This window comes from Plantibacter sp. VKM Ac-2880 (assembly GCF_015351235.1).
Taxonomy (GTDB): domain Bacteria; phylum Actinomycetota; class Actinomycetes; order Actinomycetales; family Microbacteriaceae; genus Plantibacter.
On sequence record NZ_JADKSJ010000001.1, the window covers coordinates 1,842,658 to 1,859,344 of the forward strand.

Annotated in this window: 20 protein-coding genes; 16 read left to right on the top strand and 4 right to left on the bottom strand. The window is 67.0% G+C overall.

The window, feature by feature from the left end:
• Positions 1-49 precede the first annotated feature (49 nt).
• The 12 genes from ITJ57_RS08890 (at position 50) to ITJ57_RS08945 (ending at position 9,337) form a co-directional block, all read left to right on the top strand.
• Complete coding sequence (locus ITJ57_RS08890; RefSeq protein WP_228506549.1) at positions 50-1,303, top strand: ATP-binding protein; 1,254 nt, start codon at positions 50-52, stop codon at positions 1,301-1,303.
• A complete protein-coding gene (locus ITJ57_RS08895) occupies positions 1,300-1,962 on the top strand; it encodes a response regulator transcription factor (protein ID WP_194669712.1) in 663 nt (220 codons plus the stop codon). The genes ITJ57_RS08890 and ITJ57_RS08895 overlap by 4 nt, the downstream gene beginning before the upstream one ends.
• 87 nt (positions 1,963-2,049) lie before the next feature.
• Positions 2,050-2,577, top strand: a complete 528-nt coding sequence (locus tag ITJ57_RS08900) for a hypothetical protein (RefSeq protein WP_194669713.1) — start codon at positions 2,050-2,052, stop codon at positions 2,575-2,577.
• Between the two features lie 187 nt (positions 2,578-2,764).
• Positions 2,765-3,112, top strand: coding sequence for a 50S ribosomal protein L19 (gene rplS / locus ITJ57_RS08905; protein ID WP_056006851.1), 348 nt, complete (start codon positions 2,765-2,767; stop codon positions 3,110-3,112).
• 75 nt (positions 3,113-3,187) lie between these two features.
• Complete coding sequence (gene lepB, locus ITJ57_RS08910; RefSeq protein WP_056006848.1) at positions 3,188-3,937, top strand: signal peptidase I; 750 nt, start codon at positions 3,188-3,190, stop codon at positions 3,935-3,937.
• Entirely contained in the window at positions 3,937-4,581 is a 645-nt protein-coding gene (locus tag ITJ57_RS08915) for a ribonuclease HII (protein ID WP_194669714.1), read from the top strand. The genes lepB and ITJ57_RS08915 overlap by 1 nt, the downstream gene beginning before the upstream one ends.
• A gap of 12 nt (positions 4,582-4,593) precedes the next feature.
• Positions 4,594-4,917: a DUF2469 domain-containing protein gene (locus ITJ57_RS08920; protein ID WP_056006841.1), complete on the top strand. Its 324-nt coding sequence runs from the start codon at positions 4,594-4,596 to the stop codon at positions 4,915-4,917.
• 123 nt (positions 4,918-5,040) lie between these two features.
• Positions 5,041-5,397 (top strand): YraN family protein, encoded by a 357-nt coding sequence (locus ITJ57_RS08925; protein ID WP_194669715.1) that lies wholly within the window; start codon positions 5,041-5,043, stop codon positions 5,395-5,397.
• Positions 5,397-6,926, top strand: coding sequence for a YifB family Mg chelatase-like AAA ATPase (locus ITJ57_RS08930; protein ID WP_194669716.1), 1,530 nt, complete (start codon positions 5,397-5,399; stop codon positions 6,924-6,926). The genes ITJ57_RS08925 and ITJ57_RS08930 overlap by 1 nt, the downstream gene beginning before the upstream one ends.
• A complete protein-coding gene (gene dprA / locus ITJ57_RS08935; protein ID WP_228506551.1) occupies positions 6,923-8,236 on the top strand; it encodes a DNA-processing protein DprA in 1,314 nt (437 codons plus the stop codon). Before ITJ57_RS08930 ends, dprA begins: the two co-directional genes overlap by 4 nt.
• Positions 8,237-8,291: 55 nt before the next feature.
• Positions 8,292-8,666, top strand: a complete 375-nt coding sequence (locus ITJ57_RS08940; RefSeq protein ID WP_370582280.1) for a DNA-processing protein DprA — start codon at positions 8,292-8,294, stop codon at positions 8,664-8,666.
• 47 nt (positions 8,667-8,713) lie between these two features.
• Entirely contained in the window at positions 8,714-9,337 is a 624-nt protein-coding gene (locus ITJ57_RS08945; RefSeq protein ID WP_194669717.1) for a hypothetical protein, read from the top strand.
• Positions 9,338-9,529: 192 nt separating this feature from the next.
• Here ITJ57_RS08945 and ITJ57_RS08950 read toward each other — a convergent pair whose 3' ends face one another.
• From ITJ57_RS08950 to ITJ57_RS08960, 3 genes are all read right to left on the bottom strand, one after another.
• A complete protein-coding gene (locus ITJ57_RS08950) occupies positions 9,530-10,408 on the bottom strand; it encodes a hypothetical protein (RefSeq protein ID WP_194669718.1) in 879 nt (292 codons plus the stop codon).
• Positions 10,409-10,788: 380 nt separating this feature from the next.
• Positions 10,789-10,974: a hypothetical protein gene (locus ITJ57_RS08955; protein WP_194669719.1), complete on the bottom strand. Its 186-nt coding sequence runs from the start codon at positions 10,972-10,974 to the stop codon at positions 10,789-10,791.
• Positions 10,975-11,036: 62 nt separating this feature from the next.
• Complete coding sequence (locus tag ITJ57_RS08960) at positions 11,037-11,918, bottom strand: hypothetical protein (protein ID WP_194669720.1); 882 nt, start codon at positions 11,916-11,918, stop codon at positions 11,037-11,039.
• A gap of 830 nt (positions 11,919-12,748) precedes the next feature.
• Between ITJ57_RS08960 and ITJ57_RS08965 the strand changes: the two genes are divergently transcribed.
• Positions 12,749-13,003 carry a hypothetical protein gene (locus tag ITJ57_RS08965; RefSeq protein WP_194669721.1) on the top strand — a complete coding sequence of 85 codons (255 nt, stop codon included), beginning with the start codon at positions 12,749-12,751 and terminating at the stop codon, positions 13,001-13,003.
• A 57-nt stretch (positions 13,004-13,060) separates the two neighbouring features.
• Positions 13,061-13,990, top strand: a complete 930-nt coding sequence (locus ITJ57_RS08970) for a tyrosine recombinase XerC (RefSeq protein WP_194669722.1) — start codon at positions 13,061-13,063, stop codon at positions 13,988-13,990.
• Here ITJ57_RS08970 and ITJ57_RS08975 read toward each other — a convergent pair.
• Positions 13,963-14,487 (bottom strand): murein hydrolase activator EnvC, encoded by a 525-nt coding sequence (locus tag ITJ57_RS08975; protein WP_228506553.1) that lies wholly within the window; start codon positions 14,485-14,487, stop codon positions 13,963-13,965. The genes ITJ57_RS08970 and ITJ57_RS08975 overlap by 28 nt on opposite strands.
• A gap of 314 nt (positions 14,488-14,801) precedes the next feature.
• Between ITJ57_RS08975 and rpsB the strand changes: the two genes are divergently transcribed.
• Both rpsB and tsf read left to right on the top strand, forming a co-directional pair.
• Positions 14,802-15,728 carry a 30S ribosomal protein S2 gene (gene rpsB / locus ITJ57_RS08980; protein WP_056006828.1) on the top strand — a complete coding sequence of 309 codons (927 nt, stop codon included), beginning with the start codon at positions 14,802-14,804 and terminating at the stop codon, positions 15,726-15,728.
• Between the two features lie 18 nt (positions 15,729-15,746).
• Positions 15,747-16,574, top strand: a complete 828-nt coding sequence (gene tsf / locus ITJ57_RS08985) for a translation elongation factor Ts (RefSeq protein WP_194669724.1) — start codon at positions 15,747-15,749, stop codon at positions 16,572-16,574.
• Positions 16,575-16,687: the final 113 nt, after the last annotated feature.

A 16,687-nucleotide genomic window follows, 5' to 3' on the forward strand; every position in this document is an offset into this window, starting at 1 on the left:
CTGCCGTCCCAGGGTGCCGACCGCACCCTGAACTGCTTGGATGGGCTCCATGGGAACCGAGGTGATGATCCGTCCGAGGCGCCGCCTGCTCGGCGGCGTCTGCGCCGGCTTCGCCGAACACACCGGCCTCCCCGTCGGAGCGGTGCGCACGGCGACGGTCATCCTCGCCTGCTGCGGCGGAGCGGGCCTGCTCCTCTACGTGTGGCTGTGGGTCATGACGCCGACGCAGGGTGTCGACGGACCGATCGATCCTCGGGATCACCTGCTGCGGCCTGCCTCGACCGATGGCGCAGCCGACTCCGACGTCCCCCGTCGGGCGCCGATCACGGAGGTGCTCCTCGGGATCGCCCTGCTCGCGGCCGGGACCGCGCTGATCGCGACGCGGACCGGATTGGACATCCCGCTCGAGGCGGTCATCCCCGTGATCGTCGTCCTCGCGGGTGCCGCGCTCGCGTGGAGGCAGTTCGGCGAGCGTGGTCGTGGTGAGGGCTCCCGCGCGCTCCTGATCCGCGTGCTCGGAGCACTCGTCCTCGTCGTCCTCGGCATCCTCCTGTTCTTCGTGACGGGCGACCGCCCGAACATGTGGACGGTCATCGTCGCCGCGCTCGCCGTACTCCTCGGGGTCGCGGTGGTGATCGCCCCCTGGGCGCTCCAGCTCAATCGCGACCTCGCGGACGAGCGTGCCGCGCGGATGCGGGAGGCCGACCGGGCGGAGATCGCGGCGCACCTGCACGACTCGGTGCTCCAGACGCTCGCGCTCATCCAGCAGCAGGCCGGGCCCGGCAGCGAAGCGTCCCGTCTGGCCAGGGCGCAAGAGCGCGAGCTGCGGAACTGGCTCTTCTCCGGCGGGGCTGCTCCGACGGGCGATCTGGCGACCGAACTGCGGACCATCGCCGCCGCGGTGGAAGCCGACCACGCGGTGCGCGTCGACGTCGTGGCGGTCGGGCAGGCGGTCGACGACGCTCCGGAGCCGCTCCTCGCCGCGGCGCGGGAGGCCGTGCTCAACGCGGCGCGTCACGCCGGCGGCGACGTCTCCGTCTATCTCGAGACGGCACCGCAGCGGATCGAGGTGTCGATCTCCGACCGCGGCCCCGGCTTCGACCTGGAGCAGGTCCCGCGGGACCGCCTCGGGGTCCGGGAGTCGATCATCGGCCGCATGCAGCGGATCGGTGGCGAAGCGACCATCCGTTCGCGGCCCGGGGGACGAGGCACCGAGGTCCGTCTCGTCCTGCCCGTCCACGACGCCGCGCCGCCTGCGCCGCAGAGCGCAATCGTCCAGACCGTTCCGAGGAGCCGACCATGAGCGAACGACCACCACTGACCGTCGTGATCGTCGACGACCACTCGATCTTCCGTTCCGGACTCCGCAGCGAGCTCGGGCCCGGGATCGACGTCCTGGGTGAGGCGGGAGACGTGGAGGAGGCGATCCGGGTCATCGCCGACACCCGCCCGCAGGTCGTGTTGCTCGACGTCCACCTGCCGGGCGGCTCCGGCGGTGGTGGCGCCGACGTCATCACCGGTTCGGTAGCAATCGTGCCCGCGACGCGGTTCCTCGCACTCAGCGTGTCGGACGCCGCCGAAGACGTGGTCCGGGTCATCAGGGCGGGGGCGCGGGGCTACATCACGAAGAGCTCCTCGGGGGCGGAGGTCGCGGAGGCGGCCAGACGCGTCGACGACGGCGATGCCGTCTTCTCACCGCGTCTGGCCGGCTTCGTGCTCGACGCCTTCGGTGCCGTGGCGGGGGAGACGGCCCAGTCCGTCGACGAACTCGACCGCCTCTCCGCCCGCGAGCAGGAGGTCATGCGGCTCATCGCGCGCGGATACGCCTACAAGGAGGTCGCGACCGAGCTGTTCATCTCCGTCAAGACCGTCGAGACCCACGTCTCGAGCGTCCTCCGCAAGCTCCAGCTGTCCTCACGCCACGAGCTCGCCGCCTGGGCGCTGCAACGCAAACTGCTCTGACGGGTCCGACCAAGGCCTGGACTGCCGCGGCTCGGCCGTGAGCGAACGCCCAGCGCACGCCAGGGGACCCGACGGTACCCTGGGGACATGATCATCCGGCGGGCGTTCTTCTACTGGCGATTCATCGCGATCTTCGTCCTGCCCGCCTGGCCGTTCGTCGGGTGGGGCCTGTTCGGCGAGAGCGGCTGGAGCCTCGTCGGGCTGTTCATCGCGATGCCGATCCTCGCCATCGCGCTCGCCGCGATCGCCTTCCTCATCTCGGCGCGTGCGAGTGTCCGTACCACTCGCCTCGTCTCCTGGACCGACGTCGGCCTGCTCGCCCTCTGGCACCTCACGATCATCTGCTTCGGCTCGTTCAGCTCGGGCGTTGCCCTCTGGGCCGTGCTCGGCGTCGTCGCCGGGCTCGCCGCGTTCTGGGGCGTCATCGCCCAGCTCATCTCCGAGACGACGCGTCGTGCACGCGAGACCATGGCGGAGTTCGAGCGCATGGCCGCCGCCGCTCCGGGAACGGTACCCGGATCCTCGATCCCGCCCGCGCAACGGTTCGAACCCGGGCCGATCGATGGTGGCGAGTTCATCGTCATCGAGGAGAAGAAGCCCGACGAACGCCGCTGAGGAAGGCATGGCGCGCGACGCCGACCCGCCCCCGACCGGCCCGGTTACCCATCCGGAACGCTTTCATGACACAATTGCTGTTTGTGCCTCCGCAGTTCTGCCACAGGGGAACGCCGGCAACGGGCACACTCTTCCTTCCGAACGTATTCAGCGGTCGACCTGTGGCGGTCGCAGAGATGGAATCATCATGCACATTCTCGACTCAGTCGATGCAGCATCCCTCAAGTCGGACATCCCCGACTTCCGCGCCGGCGACAACGTCAAGGTGCACGTGAACATCATCGAGGGCAACAAGTCCCGTATCCAGGTCTTCCAGGGTGTCGTCATCGGCCGCTCCAACGAGGGCGTCCGCGAGACCTTCACCGTCCGCAAGGTGAGCTACCAGGTCGGCGTCGAGCGCACCTTCCCGGTCCACTCCCCGAACATCGACCACATCGAGGTCGTCACCCGCGGTGACGTCCGTCGCGCCAAGCTGTACTACCTGCGCGAACTGCGTGGCAAGAAGGCGAAGATCAAGGAGAAGCGCGACAACTAGTCGTCCTCCCGGTCGCCTGCGCGATCATTCCTGAGCTCCCCACCGGATAAGCTGGTGGGGAGCTCAGGCGGTTAAATGACAGACAATTCCCTGGCGGCAGACGCGTCGCCCGACCACAAGCAGCGCCCACGCGGGAAACGCGGAGCGCTGCTCTTCCTTCGCGACCTCCTCATCATCTTCGTGGTCGCGTTGTTGGTCTCCTTCCTCATCAAGACCTTCCTCGTCCGGTCGTTCTACATCCCCTCCGGGTCGATGGAGAACACCCTGCAGATCCAGGACCGCATCCTGGTGAACGAGCTCGTCCCCGACGTGGTCGCGCTGAACCGCGGCGACGTCGTCGTCTTCCAGGATCCGGGCGGCTGGCTGCCGCAGACGGTCGAGCCCCCGCAGCCGCCGGCCACCGCTGCTGTCGAATGGGTCCTGTCGATCTTCGGCCTCGTCGCCCCCGACAGCGACGACCACCTCATCAAGCGCGTCATCGGGCTCCCGGGCGACCACGTCACCTGCTGCAATCCGCTCGGCCAGATGACGGTCAACGGCGTGCCGCTCAACGAGCCGTACGTGAAGCTCCCGGCGGGTACCGAGAAGGTATCCGGCGACGCGTTCGACATCGTGGTGCCGGAGGGTTCGCTCTGGGTCATGGGCGACAACCGGTACAACTCGAAGGACTCCCGGTACAACGCCGACACGCCCGGGGGCGGCTTCGTGCCGATCGACAACGTCGTCGGGCGGGCGTTCGTCATCACCTGGCCGTCCAGCAACTGGGCCTGGCTCGACAACTACCCCTCGGTGTTCCAGGGCATCCCCGCTCCAGAGAAGGAGTGATGGCGGTCAGCGAACCGACCCTCGAGGTCGAGCACGGACTGTTCGCCGCCGGGGTCCCGTCGGTCATCGGCATGGACGAGGTCGGCCGGGGTGCCATCGCCGGTCCGGTGGCCGTCGGCGCGGCGGTCGTCGCCCCGACGTGTGGTCCGTTCCCCGTCGGGCTCCGCGACTCCAAGCTGTTGAGTGAACAGGCCAGGACCCGCATGGAGCCGCTCACCCGCGAGTGGGTGTTGTACGGCGCGGTCGGGCTGGCGAGTCCGGCGGAGGTCGACGAACTCGGCATCACGGCCTGCCTCGGCCTGGCGGGGCGCCGCGCGTTGCTCGAGCTCCACGCCGTCGGAGCCGACGTCACGGGGTCGACGGTGCTCCTCGACGGCAACAGCGACTGGCTGAGCCGTTCGCTCCAGCGGCCGCTCACGATCACCACCCGCGTGAAGGCGGACCGCGACTGCGCGTCCGTCGCGGCGGCGTCGGTGCTCGCCAAGGTGCATCGGGATCGGCTCATGATCGAGCTGCACGAGACGCTGCCGGAATACGGTTGGCAGGGGAACAAGGGGTACGGCTCGGTCCACCACCTGGCGGCGCTGACGGAGCACGGCCTGACGCTCCACCACCGGAGCAGCTGGCTGCCGGCCTACACGTAGGATAGAGAGACCATGGACGAAGACGAGTTCGAAGACTACGACCGCGAGGTCGAACTGGCCCTCTACCGCGAATACCGCGACGTCGTGGGGCAGTTCAAGTACGTGATCGAGACCGAGCGCCGGTTCTACCTCGCCAACGAGGTCGAGCTCGTTCGACGCGACACGGCGAACGACTTCTACTTCGAGCTCTCGATGACCGACGTCTGGGTGTGGGACGTGTACCGCTCCGACCGCTTCGTCAAGAGCGTCCGCGTCCTCACCTTCAAGGACGTCAACGTGGAGCAGCTCTCCTCGCGCGACTTCGAGCTCCCGAAGGAACTCACGCTCGACGAGTAGCCGGCACTCGCTCGCCGCTGACTCCGCTCCACAGGACGGTCCGTCGCCCCAGTCCTCGCTCCCACGTCACTCCGCGCATCCGAGCCTCCTCCGCCCCGCTTGGCTGGGTGCCAGGAGGTGCACATGGCACGGAAGGACGAGCTCGGCCGACGCGGCGAGCAGGTGGCGACGGAACATCTCGAGGCATGCGGGTTCCGCATCCTCGATCGCAACTGGCGATGCCCGCAGGGCGAGCTCGACGTGGTCGCCGACGACGGCGGCACCCTCGTCTTCGTCGAGGTGAAGACCCGTTCCGGTGTCGGGTTCGGGGACCCGACGGAGGCGGTCACCGCTCGCAAGCTCGCGAGGATCGGCCGCCTTGCCGGGGCCTGGTGCGCCGAGCACCACCCACGCTCGAGGCGGATGCGCGTCGACGTCGTCGGGATCGTGCTGCCGCCGGAGGGCGGCGTGCGTCTCGAGCACCTCCGAGGGGTGTCCTGATGGCCGTGGCACGTACCTGGTCCGTCGCCCTCGCCGGTCTCACGGGTTCGATCGTGGAGGTCGAGGCGTCGGCGTCCGCGACGGTCCCCGGCATGGCGATCGTCGGACTCCCCGACAAATCCCTCGGCGAAGCCGCGCATCGGATCAAGAGCGCGACGGCGAACTCGGGTTGCCCGTTGCCGGGCGGCAAGCTCACGATCAACCTGTCGCCGGCGTCGTTGCCGAAGCAGGGGAGCGCGTTCGACCTCTCCATCGCCATCGCCTGTCTCGCCGTCGGCGGCCTCGTCCGTCGGGAGTCGGCCGAGCGGGTGGTGCACCTCGGTGAGCTCGGGCTCGACGGCCGGCTGCGGCCGCTCTCCGGGGTGCTCCCTGCGGTGCTCGCCGTGGCTCGCGCGGGCTACGACGCGGTCATGGTGCCGACCGCCAACGTCGCGGAGGCACAGCTCGTCCCCGGGGTCACCGTCGTCGGTGCGACGTCGCTCCGCGACGCGGCGATCTGGCACGGTGCCGAACTGACGCCCATCGATCTGGAGCCGGTCCGGCAGCGCATCGAGAAACTGCCGGAGCCGGACCCGCTCGACCTGGCCGACGTCGTCGGTCAGCCGGACGCGGTCGACGCGATGGTCGCCGCGGCCGCCGGCGGTCACCACGTCATGATGGTCGGACCACCGGGCGCGGGCAAGACCATGCTCGCGGCCCGGCTGCCGGAGATCCTGCCGGATCTCGGCCCGGACGCCGCCGTCGAGGTCAGCTGTCTCCGGTCCCTGATCGGCCTCCCGCCGGACGGGGGCCTCGTGCGGAGACCGCCCTGGGAGAGCCCGCACCACTCGTCCTCGGCTGCGGCGATCATCGGCGGAGGCTCTCGGCAGATCCGGCCGGGCGCTGCGGCGCGCGCGGCGCACGGGGTGCTCTTCCTCGACGAGGCACCGGAGTTCCGGGCGGACGTCCTCGACTCGTTGCGGCAACCGCTCGAGTCGGGTGTCGTCACCGTCCACCGCGCGCACGGCAGCGCCACGTTCCCCGCCGCCTTCCAGCTCGTCCTCGCGGCGAACCCGTGCCCCTGCGGGCAGTACGGCACGGCGGACGGCGTCTGCACCTGTCCACCGCAGGCCAGGAGGCGGTATCTCGGACGCGTGTCGGGTCCGCTCCTCGACCGCATCGACATCCGGGTCCGCGTCCAACGGATCACCTCGGCGCTGTCCGGACTCTCGCAGGAGGGCGGACTCTCGACCGCCGAGGCCCGCGCCCGGGTCGAAGCCGTCCGGAGCGCGAGCGCCGAACGATTGGCCGGCACCGGCTGGACGACGAACGCACAGGCGAGCGGCACCTGGCTCCGCAGTCCGCGGATGCGCCTCGCCAGATCGGTCACGGCCGCGCTCGACCGTTCGCTGGAGCGCGGCGGGATCACGATGCGCGGGTACGACCGGATCCTCCGACTGGCGTGGACGCTCGCCGACCTCGATGGCGCCGACAGCCCGACGGCGGAGCATCTCGGGCGGGCCCTCTTCCTCCGGAAAGGCATCTCATGAGCTCCTGGTTCGGCTTGGACCGCGAGTTGGTCGAACGCCTCGTCTTGGGTATCAGTGGAGAGCGTCCGATGGGTGAGTCGTCGGCATCGACCAGTGAGGCGGCTGGCGAGGCTGACACCGTCTGTGCCGCCTTCGCGCGGGCTGCGTGGACGATGATTGCTGAGCCCGGTGATGGCGTGGCCGGCCTGGTCGTCGACGCATTGGGTCCTGCGGAGGCGTTGGCGGCCGTGCTGGATCGTGTCGGGCCGACGGAGTTGCAACGCCGGGTTCTGGCCAGCGGCTGGGAAGGCGACCCAGACGGTGGTGACGCGACGGCGTCGCTGGACGAGCCTCCCGCAACCACACCGGGATCGCGGGTACTGGGCAACGCGCTCGCTCGCTGGACGCCACGGTTGGTCGCGGCCGAGGTCGTGGGAGCATGTGAGGCGGCAATCCGCGTCGGCGCTCGGCTCGTTCTCCCGGGGAGCGCGGGCTGGCATGCCGGGCTGGACTCGCTCGGGATGCATCGACCACACGCACTCTGGCGCCGTGGTACGAGTGAGGCTGCGGCCGTGGAGCGCACGATCGCGCTCGTCGGCGCAAGAGCAGCGACCGGATACGGCGAGCACATCACATTCGAGGCAGCATCAGGACTCGTGGACCGCGGGTTCACGATCGTCTCGGGTGCTGCGTACGGCGTCGACGGTACGGCGCATCGAGCTGCTCTGGGGAGCGGTGGGGTGACGGTGGCCTACCTCGCCGGCGGTGTCGACCGTCCGTATCCTGCGGGTCACGACGCGTTGATACGTCGGATTACGGAGGAGGGCGGCGCGGTCCTGAGCGAGTCGCCGTGTGGCTCGACGCCGTCTAAATGGAGGTTCTTACAACGCAACCGATTGATTGCAGCGGCGTCCGCCGCGACGGTGGTTCTCGAGGCCGGCAGCCGGTCGGGGTCGATCAATACGGCGGGGCATGCGGCGTCGCTTGGACGCGCGCTCGGGGCAGTCCCGGGCCCAGTGACGAGTCCGGCCTCGGCAGGCTGTCACCGGCTCATCCGTGAATACGCCGCAACCTGTGTGACGAACGCCGAACAGATGGCCGAGCTCGCCGGCTGGGCCGCGGCCGATCCTCAGGATGGGGCCTTCGCCTCGCCTGAAGAGCGACGCGTCCGTGATGCACTGAGCACGCGCTCACCTCGTACGATCGAGCAAATCGCGAAGGTGGCCGGCCTGACACCTAAGGAGGTCGCCGGAGTCATCGGTATGCTCGACCTCGCCGGAGCGGTTGAGGAACGCGAACATGGATGGGTCTTGAGCGCAAGCGTCAGGTGAGTCGTCGCAGCGCCTGGTGGCTCCTTCTGCCCTCTGGCTGCTGGGTCCACCCGACGTGCCTGCGGGAGAACGCGCCATCGCGTTGGTGGGGGCCCGGGCTGCGTCCGGTTACGGCGAGCACATCACCCTCGAGGCGGCGGCCGGGCTCGTCGATCAGGGCTTCGCAATCGTGTCGGGTGCCGCGTACGGCATCGACGGCGCGGGGCACCGAGCCGCCCTCGGGAGCGGAGGCGTGACCGTGGCCTACCTCGCAGGGGGGGGGGGGGCGACCGGCCTTACCCTGCCGGTCACGACGCGCTCATCCGTCGGATCCGGGAGGCCAGCGGAGCCGTCATCAGCGAATCACCGTGCGGGTCCACACCGTCCAAATGGCGATTCCTGCAGCAGCGAGTCAAGTCGTATGCTCCAAGATGAGCCACCTACGCGATAGTGTGGCGAGACTTCTAATATCTGCTTGATTGCCCGATTGGACACATGTTGCCAGAGATTTTCACGAATCGGGTAGACATCTCTGGGGAGGTCGTAGAGCTGTTTTCGGCGGCTTCCGTCGTTCATCGAATCGTCTATCGGATGTTGGACGACGAGCCGGGAACTCCGTTCGTGATGCATCTCAAAGGAACCTCGGTAGACAACAAGCAGTTCGACCGTAAGACAGTTGATGAGTTGCGGAACGTGATGGAGGCGAACCGTGCCGAGGTGTCAACGATCCACTCCATCGTCTTCGCGGATTCAAGCGACCACTATCCCGCGGTGATGTACTTTATCTGGCCTACGGAGATTTCAATCTCGGTGACCGGCACAAGCCGCATAGCTCTGGACCGCATTGCTCACCATCTGCTCGAGGAGCTCCGGGAGTCCAGAGCGCTTGCTGCAGCCCAACCGGGTGGCGAGTTCGTTGTGAGAGAGCAGACAGTCTCTTCACACGAGGACCCACCAACTGCACCCACCGCTCCACCCGCAATGCCCGAACCTGTATCGGAACCGCAACCCGGCTGGTGGAAGCGCACCTGGCGGGAGCACACCGCGCTGCTCGTCGTCACGATCGTGGGAGGAGTGGCTGTCCTGGTCATAGGAGCGAAACTGCTCGGGATCGGTGGCTAGCCGATTCTCTCGGCCCGCGCTGATGTTGTCCAGCACGTCGAGGAAGCCCTCTGGGGGCGCCTGGGAATCGTCGATCCTGGCTTCCACCTGCCGGCTGACGAAAGACGCATAGGTGTCCCTGACCTTGACTGGAGCCATCGTTCTTTCAGCCTCACAGAGTGGCTGGTCAAGCGCCCGGAGTTATCCACAGGGTTAGTGCCCATCCTCGGAGCTCGTAAGTTCGGCTGCAACGGACTGCGGCGGCATGGCTTCGGGCTGCTCTGGTTTCAATCTGGCCATCACTCGTTCGATCTGCTCAGCGTCCTCGTCGAACATGCGATACACGCGTGTATCTCGCGCCAGCTGGTCTACCTCGACGATGTCCTTCGCCAGCTTGGACAGATACGCTTCGCCATCCGATTGAATCTGTCTTGCCTCCAGAAGGCGTTTGTCTGATCTGTCCACCATTTGCTTCCGCGTCTCAAGGAGAGCGGCGAGCGCGTCGGTGCGTCTGCCCCGTTCTTCCGGCAAAAGCCCGGGTTCAGCCGCTACGCGTGCGATCAGCCCACGCGTACCTTCGACGACCCTGTCGAAACTGCGTCTGTCGGCTTCTTCCTTCCGGATAATCCTGACAAGTCGATCGTTCTGCTTCATGAGGTCCCTGCGCGCCTTTCGCTGCGTGCGGCGAAGCTCTCGGAGACGCTTGCGGTGCACTTGCCAGTCTGATCCTCGCTCCAGCCGATTGAGCATCACGCCGACCTCAGGTATTCCTGCACCCACCAGGAAACTGATGGGCTGGAACGCTAGAACGAAGACCACAGCACCCACTGTGAAGAGAGCGATCCAGACTTGAAGGTGAGTCGAGGTGCCCGTCGCCATCGAACTAAGCGCCCACAACTCGGCGTTGAACATTCCGGCTGCGAGGAAGAAAATCCCGATGGCCTGGCCGAGGCGAGACTTGTTCTCTCTGCGCCACTTCATGGCGATCCTGCGGGATTCAATCACGAAGGCAAGCGCGAGGACCGGAATGATCTGCGAAACCGGCACCCAGAAGTTCGAAACTTGGGTCATGGGGTCTATGTCGCTGAGCACCTGCCGATCATATTGGCCGGGTGTCTGACGCAGGTACCTCAACCTTCGGGACTCGCGGGTTCGTCAGCTCGGAAGTTGCGCGTTCGTCATGTCTCGACCTCGGATGGTCATCTCGTCGTTGTCGAAGTCGAAGCGGTTTGAGGACACGCGTCCGGCCTGAGAGGTCGTTGACGGGTATCGGACGTTCAACGCCATGCCAGGGCGGATGTCAGTGCTCCTCCCAGCTGTCCACCTGATCGGGATGAGCAGCGAGGGTGTTCGGGCTGGTAGGCCTCGATCTGCCCGTGGACTGCGCGGTCGTACTAGTGGCCGACGACGAAGGAGTCCCCGGTTTAGATGACACGGCCGGGTCTGGCACAGGGGAGTCAGTCGCGCGGAGCTCAGCCCTCTAACCAGGCCTTCGCCTCGTCGACGCCGTCCTCGGCCATCGAGAACACCTCGCCGTTCATCTGGTGCGGCCACACGCTGAACTCGTCCGCGAAGCTGTCGATGGCGACCGAGGGCCCGGAACCAGGGGTGAGCGAGCTGCAGAAGCCCCAGACGCCGACGTCGGGTTCGTCTTCCAAGTGCCATCATCCTCGGCGTAGGTTCCTACTCAACTGTGAGGCTTCTAACGCATCTCCGTAGGTCAGCGCCGGCGGTTTCTCCAGTTCATGGACTCCCTGGCAGCCGCCAGCGACTCCAACTGGTCAAAGCGGAGGCCAGGTGGGAAGTAGGAGAGAGCCAGTTCCAAACCCACCTTTCCGCCGAAGAACCAGTGGTTCTGAAGTTTTGTTCCATTGGGGAGCACGGTCCAGCCTGGATGTAGTTGGAACGATCCCGCACAGCCGACGCTAGTCAGATCAACCACCGTCACTGGGAAGCTGTTGACTTCGAGCGGAATCGCAGCCTGACGAAGCCGTGGAAAACGTGTTGCGAACGACGCGAGATTTGGATGTTCCGTGAACGTAACGGCGAAACGAGCACCGCTCTTGTGGCGGACATCGAGTGAGCGACCGCCAGGCTTGCAGATCACCTGCTCGAGCTCGTGTTGTGGTACCACCCAACTGTTGTTGGTGATGACTGCCTCGTCACGGAGCCCATAATTCAGCATGAGTTCGCCGTACTCGTTCCGCTCGAACCAGATGAGAGGAAGGCCGGTCATCGCGACGAGTATCGGCGTGTCAACGTAGAAGTTGCCCCCTAGATGCGCGACGATTTTGTTCCGCATCCAGCCAAACTCGCCTCGAATCGCAGCCGCTGATTCCGGTCCCATCTGCTTAAATCGGCGCAGCTGGTCGTTTGTGTACGAGCCGTTATCAGCCTTGTCAGCGTGTTCTCTGCACAGAGCGATCATTCCATCCACTCGATGATGGTGCTCCTTGTGCCAAGGAGGATCGAAGTGGTGCCAGGACAAGTAGGGGCTGCCGCAAATGCCCTCCGCCGTCGCAACGGGGCAATGAAACCTCACTTCACTTCGCAGTGCGTCGAGGACGTCGGCGGGGGGTGTCCTTGTGAGAATACCGGTCACGATCAGAGAATACCGTCCCTGATAGCATGCCGCCGAGGTTGGAAGGTCGTCCAGCGTCACGACGAAGAAACTCAGTCGGCTACTGTCCGCGTCTTCAACGCTGGGTTTGGTGTCAGCAGGTCCGATGCACAGTAATCGAGACTGTTTCGCGAACCTCGGGCTCATCGAACGCGAACCGGTGGACGGCTATCGGCATCTCACTCGTCCCGCACGGCGCTGTTGCAGCCGCCGGGAATTGAAGCGTGAATTGTATGAGGAAGTTACCGCCTGGTGCGTACGAACTGACATCGACACCGGATGTTACGAGTCCATCGCTGATGGGGACGCCGTCTGGGTCCTTGCCGTTCGCAAGGACGCTAGTGTCGGGGACCAGGGCGACCCCATTCGGCAGGAGCATCTTCACGGAGACGTTGTCTTGCTATCCATCTGGGAGGTTGCGCCACCCAAGAAGACCACTGAAGTCCTGCCCCTCGAATACTTCAGTTCCCGTGGAGGTGAAGCATCCGGATGAGGTTGAGGGACGCTGCAGCAGTTGGAGTCCGGAGTTGATCCCGTGATCATATTCGAGTCGCGTGGGGGTATCCGAGCAGGGCGCTGCGACTTTCGGTACGAAATGTGCGACGACTCTCTCGCCGATCGAGGAAGCGATCGAGGTAAGTATGATCCCGCCGACGGCGCCTAAGGTTGCCCAGAAAGTCTCCGAACGCCAAGGGTAGGTTACCCGCGGGGAGTTAAGACCGGCTAACTGGCTCGACTCAAAACCCGGCCCGGTCACGAGTCCGTCGTCGGCGGGCTGTCACCGGCTGATTCGTGAGTACGCCGCCATCTGCGTGACGAACGCCGCGCAGATGGCGGAGCTCGCCGGGTGGACCGCGGTCGACGCGGACGCGCAGGCGTTCGCCTCACCGGAGGAACGCCGGGTCCGTGATGTGATGAGCGCTCGCTCGCCGTGTACCGTCGAGGCGCTTGCGAAAGCGAGTGGTCTGAGTCCTCGTGAGGTGACCAGCGTGCTCGGTGCGCTCGATCTCGCCGGGGCCGTCGAGGAACGCGAACGAGGGTGGGTGCTCGTCGGCGGACGGGCGTGAGGTGATCGGTCGGCGGGGGAAGGCCACGGCGTCGGACGCGTGGGGCATGCTGTCCACGTGGACATCTGGAGCAGCATCGATGGGTTCTCGGAGCACCTCGCTTCCGAGCGTCGGCTGTCGCCGCAGACCGTTCGCGCCTACGCATCCGATCTCCGGCAGCTCGCCGACTTCGCCAGCGGACGCGACATCGACGACGTGAGCGGTGTGACCCTCGACCTCCTGCGTGACTGGCTCTGGATGGCGTCCGAATCGGGCTCGTCCAAGGCGACGCTCGCCAGACGAACCGCCACGGCCAAGGCCTGGAGCGCCTGGCTCCTCCGGACGGGCAGGATCGAGGCGGACGTCGCGGCGCGCCTCCGGAGCCCGAAGACCGGTCGGACCCTTCCCCGGGTCGTCGGACGTGGGCCCTTCGACGAGCTGCTCGCCGGGCTCGAGGACCGTGCAGCGTCGGGGGAACCGAACGCGCTCCGTGACCTCGCCGTCGTCGAACTGCTGTACGCGTCGGCGCTGCGCGTCTCCGAGCTCTGCGGCCTCGACCGGGACGACCTCGATCTCGACCGACTCACCGTCCGCGTGACCGGGAAGGGTGACAAGGAGCGCGTGGTGCCGTTCGGTGTCCCCGCGCAGTCGGCGATCGTCGACTACCTCACGAGCGCTCGACCGCAGCTCGCGGCTCGGGCCCGCTCGGGCGACGGTCGCCCGGCGCCCGGCGCGGCCCTGTTCCTCGGCGCCCGCGGTGGCCGACTCGGCTCGCGCTCCGTCTACACGCTCGTCGCCCGGCTCCTCGACGCCGTGCCAGGCGGCGGCCCGGCGGGACCCCACGCCCTGCGTCACACCGCGGCGACGCACCTCCTCGACGGCGGGGCAGACCTCCGAGCGGTCCAGGAACTCCTGGGTCACGCCAGCCTCGCGACGACGCAGATCTATACGCACGTCTCCGTCGAGCGCATCAAGGAGAGCTACCGCAGCGCCCACCCACGGGCCTGAGCCGCCGCCGTCGCTGTCAGCGGGAGCAGGACGGCCGGTGGCACCTCGCCGAGCAGCAGCATCGGGTTGACGTAGACGCCGTCGAGCCGGACCCCGAAGTGCACGCAGCCGTCCGCGCAATGCCCGCCCGTGCCGACCGTCCCGATCTGCGCTCCGCGGGCCACGGAGCTCCCGACCTCGACCGAGCCGACGACCGGCTCGATGCTGGAGACGTGTCCGTCGTCGTGCCGGATCACGACCAGCGGGCGGTCGACCACCGTCCCGCTGAAGGTCACGACGCCGGCGGCCGCTGCCAAGACCTGCGCTCCTGGACTCGCCGCGATGTCGATTCCGCGATGGCCCGCCGAGTATGGATCCGGAGGAGCGACGAAGGGGGCGACGACCGGGTGCGGGGGAGCGACGGGCCAGGACCAGGGCGGTGTCACCGCGGAACCACTCGACGGCGTGCCGAGCAGCAGGCAGACGGAGAGCAGGCGGAGCGCGATGGAGATGGTCATCATCCGAGGCTCCCGGAAGTGGGACACCCTGGTTCTTCAGGGGATCGGGGGAGCGCAGAGCGCGAGATGTCGAGGCGCTTGTGGAGCGCGGTCGTCACGGTGACCTGCTGCTATGCTGAACGGAGCACCTCGCTCGTCGGGGTGACTACGCGTGCCATTTCGGCCTCCACTTCCAATCGGTCCTCGCTCTCCGGAGCGTGGCGGACGTGCGCCGGGCACCAGGGACGAGGCCATCCGGTCCGTCAGACAACCGAGGCACTCCCACCCGTCCGCGCCAGCGGTGCGGTGGCGAGCGCAGAACAGGAGAACGGCTCATGGCCGTCGTAACCATCCGCCAGCTGCTCGACAGCGGCGTGCACTTCGGGCACCAGACCCGCCGTTGGAACCCGAAGATGAAGCGCTTCATCTTCACCGAGCGTTCCGGCATCTACATCATCGACCTGCAGCAGTCGCTCGGCTACATCGACCAGGCCTTCGACTTCGTCAAGGAGACGGTCGCCCACGGTGGCACCATCCTCTTCGTCGGAACGAAGAAGCAGGCGCAGGAAGTCATCGCCGAGCAGGCGACGCGCGTCGGCCAGCCCTACGTCAACCAGCGTTGGCTCGGTGGCCTCCTCACCAACTTCCAGACGGTGTCGAAGCGACTCGCCCGCATGAAGGAGCTCGAGGAGCTCGACTTCGAAGACGCCTCCAAGAGCGGCTTCACCAAGAAGGAACTCCTCATCAAGAAGCGCGAGCTGGACAAGCTCCACAAGTCGCTCGGTGGTATCCGCAACCTCTCGAAGACGCCGTCCGCCCTCTGGGTCGTCGACACGAAGAAGGAGCACCTCGCGATCGACGAGGCGCGCAAGCTCGGCATCCCCGTCATCGGCATCCTCGACACCAACTGCGACCCCGACGAGGTCACCTACCCGATCCCGGGTAACGACGACGCGATCCGTTCCGTCGGCCTGCTGACGCGCATCATCGCCGACGCCGCCGCCGAGGGGCTCATCCAGCGCCACCAGAAGCCGACCGAGGGTGACGCCCCGGCCGAGCCGCTCGCCGAGTGGGAGCAGGAGCTGCTCCAGGGTGGCGAGCAGGGTTCCGCCGAGACCGCGAAGGTCGCCGATGAGGCGATCGCCGCGACCGACGCCGTCGAGTCCGCCCCCGCCGTCGAAGACGTCGAGGTCGCCGCAACCGAGTCCGCCGACGACGCCGCGGGTGCAGCTGCAGCTGAGCCCGTCGCCGACGAGAAGTAATCAAGGAGATCACCAGCAATGGCAAACTTTTCTCTTGCTGACCTGAAGGTGCTGCGCGAGCAGCTCGGCACCGGCATGGTCGACACCAAGAACGCTCTCGTCGAAGCCGATGGCGACGTCGAGAAGGCGACCGAGATCCTCCGCCTCAAGGGTGCGAAGGGCAACGCGAAGCGTGCCGACCGCTCCACGAGCGAGGGCCTCGTCGCCGCGAAGGAGAACGGCGACACCGCCACCCTCATCGAGCTCGCCTGCGAGACCGACTTCGTCGCGAAGGGTGAGAAGTTCCTCGCCCTCGCCGACCTCGTCCTCGACGCGGTCGTCGCCGCCGGCGCGACCACCGTCGAGGAGGGGAACGCGGCTCCGGCCGACGGCAAGACCGTCGCCGAGGTCATCGCGGACTCCGCAGCGATCATCGGTGAGAAGTTCGAACTCCGCCGCCTCGCGGTGGTCCAGGGCGAGCACTTCGCCGTGTACCTCCACAAGACCAACAAGGACCTGCCCGCGCAGGTCGGCGTGGTCGTCGGCTACACGGGTGACGACGCGGAGACGGCTCGCAGCATCGCGCAGCACATCTCCTTCGCCAACCCGTCCTACCTCAGCCGCGACGACGTCCCGGCCGACGAGGTCGAGAAGGAGCGCGAGATCGTCACCGAGATCTCGAAGAACGAGGGCAAGCCCGAGGCGGCTCTGCCGAAGATCGTCGAAGGCCGAGTGACCTCGTACTTCAAGCAGGTGGCGCTCCTCGAGCAGGACTATGCCAAGGACAACAAGCTGTCCGTGCAGAAGGTGCTCGCTGACGCGGGCCTCACCGTGACCGGGTTCGCCCGCTTCAAGGTCGGCGCGTAGCAGTTGTGACGGGGTCCGGATCGCCAGTGGCGATCCGGACCCCTTTGCGTGCACGGGCATACCCGTGCATGCCGGATCGGTGACGATCCAGCCGAGGAGTCGCCGCTTGTCGC

Coding starts and splice junctions, on each gene's coding strand:
- ITJ57_RS08930 (WP_194669716.1), top strand. CDS start 5,397: ATGGCCGTGGCACGTACCTGGTCCGTCGCCCTCGCCGGTCTCACGGGT.
- rplS (WP_056006851.1), top strand. CDS start 2,765: ATGCACATTCTCGACTCAGTCGATGCAGCATCCCTCAAGTCGGACATC.
- ITJ57_RS08920 (WP_056006841.1), top strand. CDS start 4,594: ATGGACGAAGACGAGTTCGAAGACTACGACCGCGAGGTCGAACTGGCC.
- ITJ57_RS08895 (WP_194669712.1), top strand. CDS start 1,300: ATGAGCGAACGACCACCACTGACCGTCGTGATCGTCGACGACCACTCG.
- ITJ57_RS08975 (WP_228506553.1), bottom strand. CDS start 14,487: ATGACCATCTCCATCGCGCTCCGCCTGCTCTCCGTCTGCCTGCTGCTC.
- ITJ57_RS08925 (WP_194669715.1), top strand. CDS start 5,041: ATGGCACGGAAGGACGAGCTCGGCCGACGCGGCGAGCAGGTGGCGACG.
- tsf (WP_194669724.1), top strand. CDS start 15,747: ATGGCAAACTTTTCTCTTGCTGACCTGAAGGTGCTGCGCGAGCAGCTC.
- lepB (WP_056006848.1), top strand. CDS start 3,188: ATGACAGACAATTCCCTGGCGGCAGACGCGTCGCCCGACCACAAGCAG.
- rpsB (WP_056006828.1), top strand. CDS start 14,802: ATGGCCGTCGTAACCATCCGCCAGCTGCTCGACAGCGGCGTGCACTTC.
- ITJ57_RS08890 (WP_228506549.1), top strand. CDS start 50: ATGGGAACCGAGGTGATGATCCGTCCGAGGCGCCGCCTGCTCGGCGGC.
- dprA (WP_228506551.1), top strand. CDS start 6,923: ATGAGCTCCTGGTTCGGCTTGGACCGCGAGTTGGTCGAACGCCTCGTC.
- ITJ57_RS08915 (WP_194669714.1), top strand. CDS start 3,937: ATGGCGGTCAGCGAACCGACCCTCGAGGTCGAGCACGGACTGTTCGCC.
- ITJ57_RS08900 (WP_194669713.1), top strand. CDS start 2,050: ATGATCATCCGGCGGGCGTTCTTCTACTGGCGATTCATCGCGATCTTC.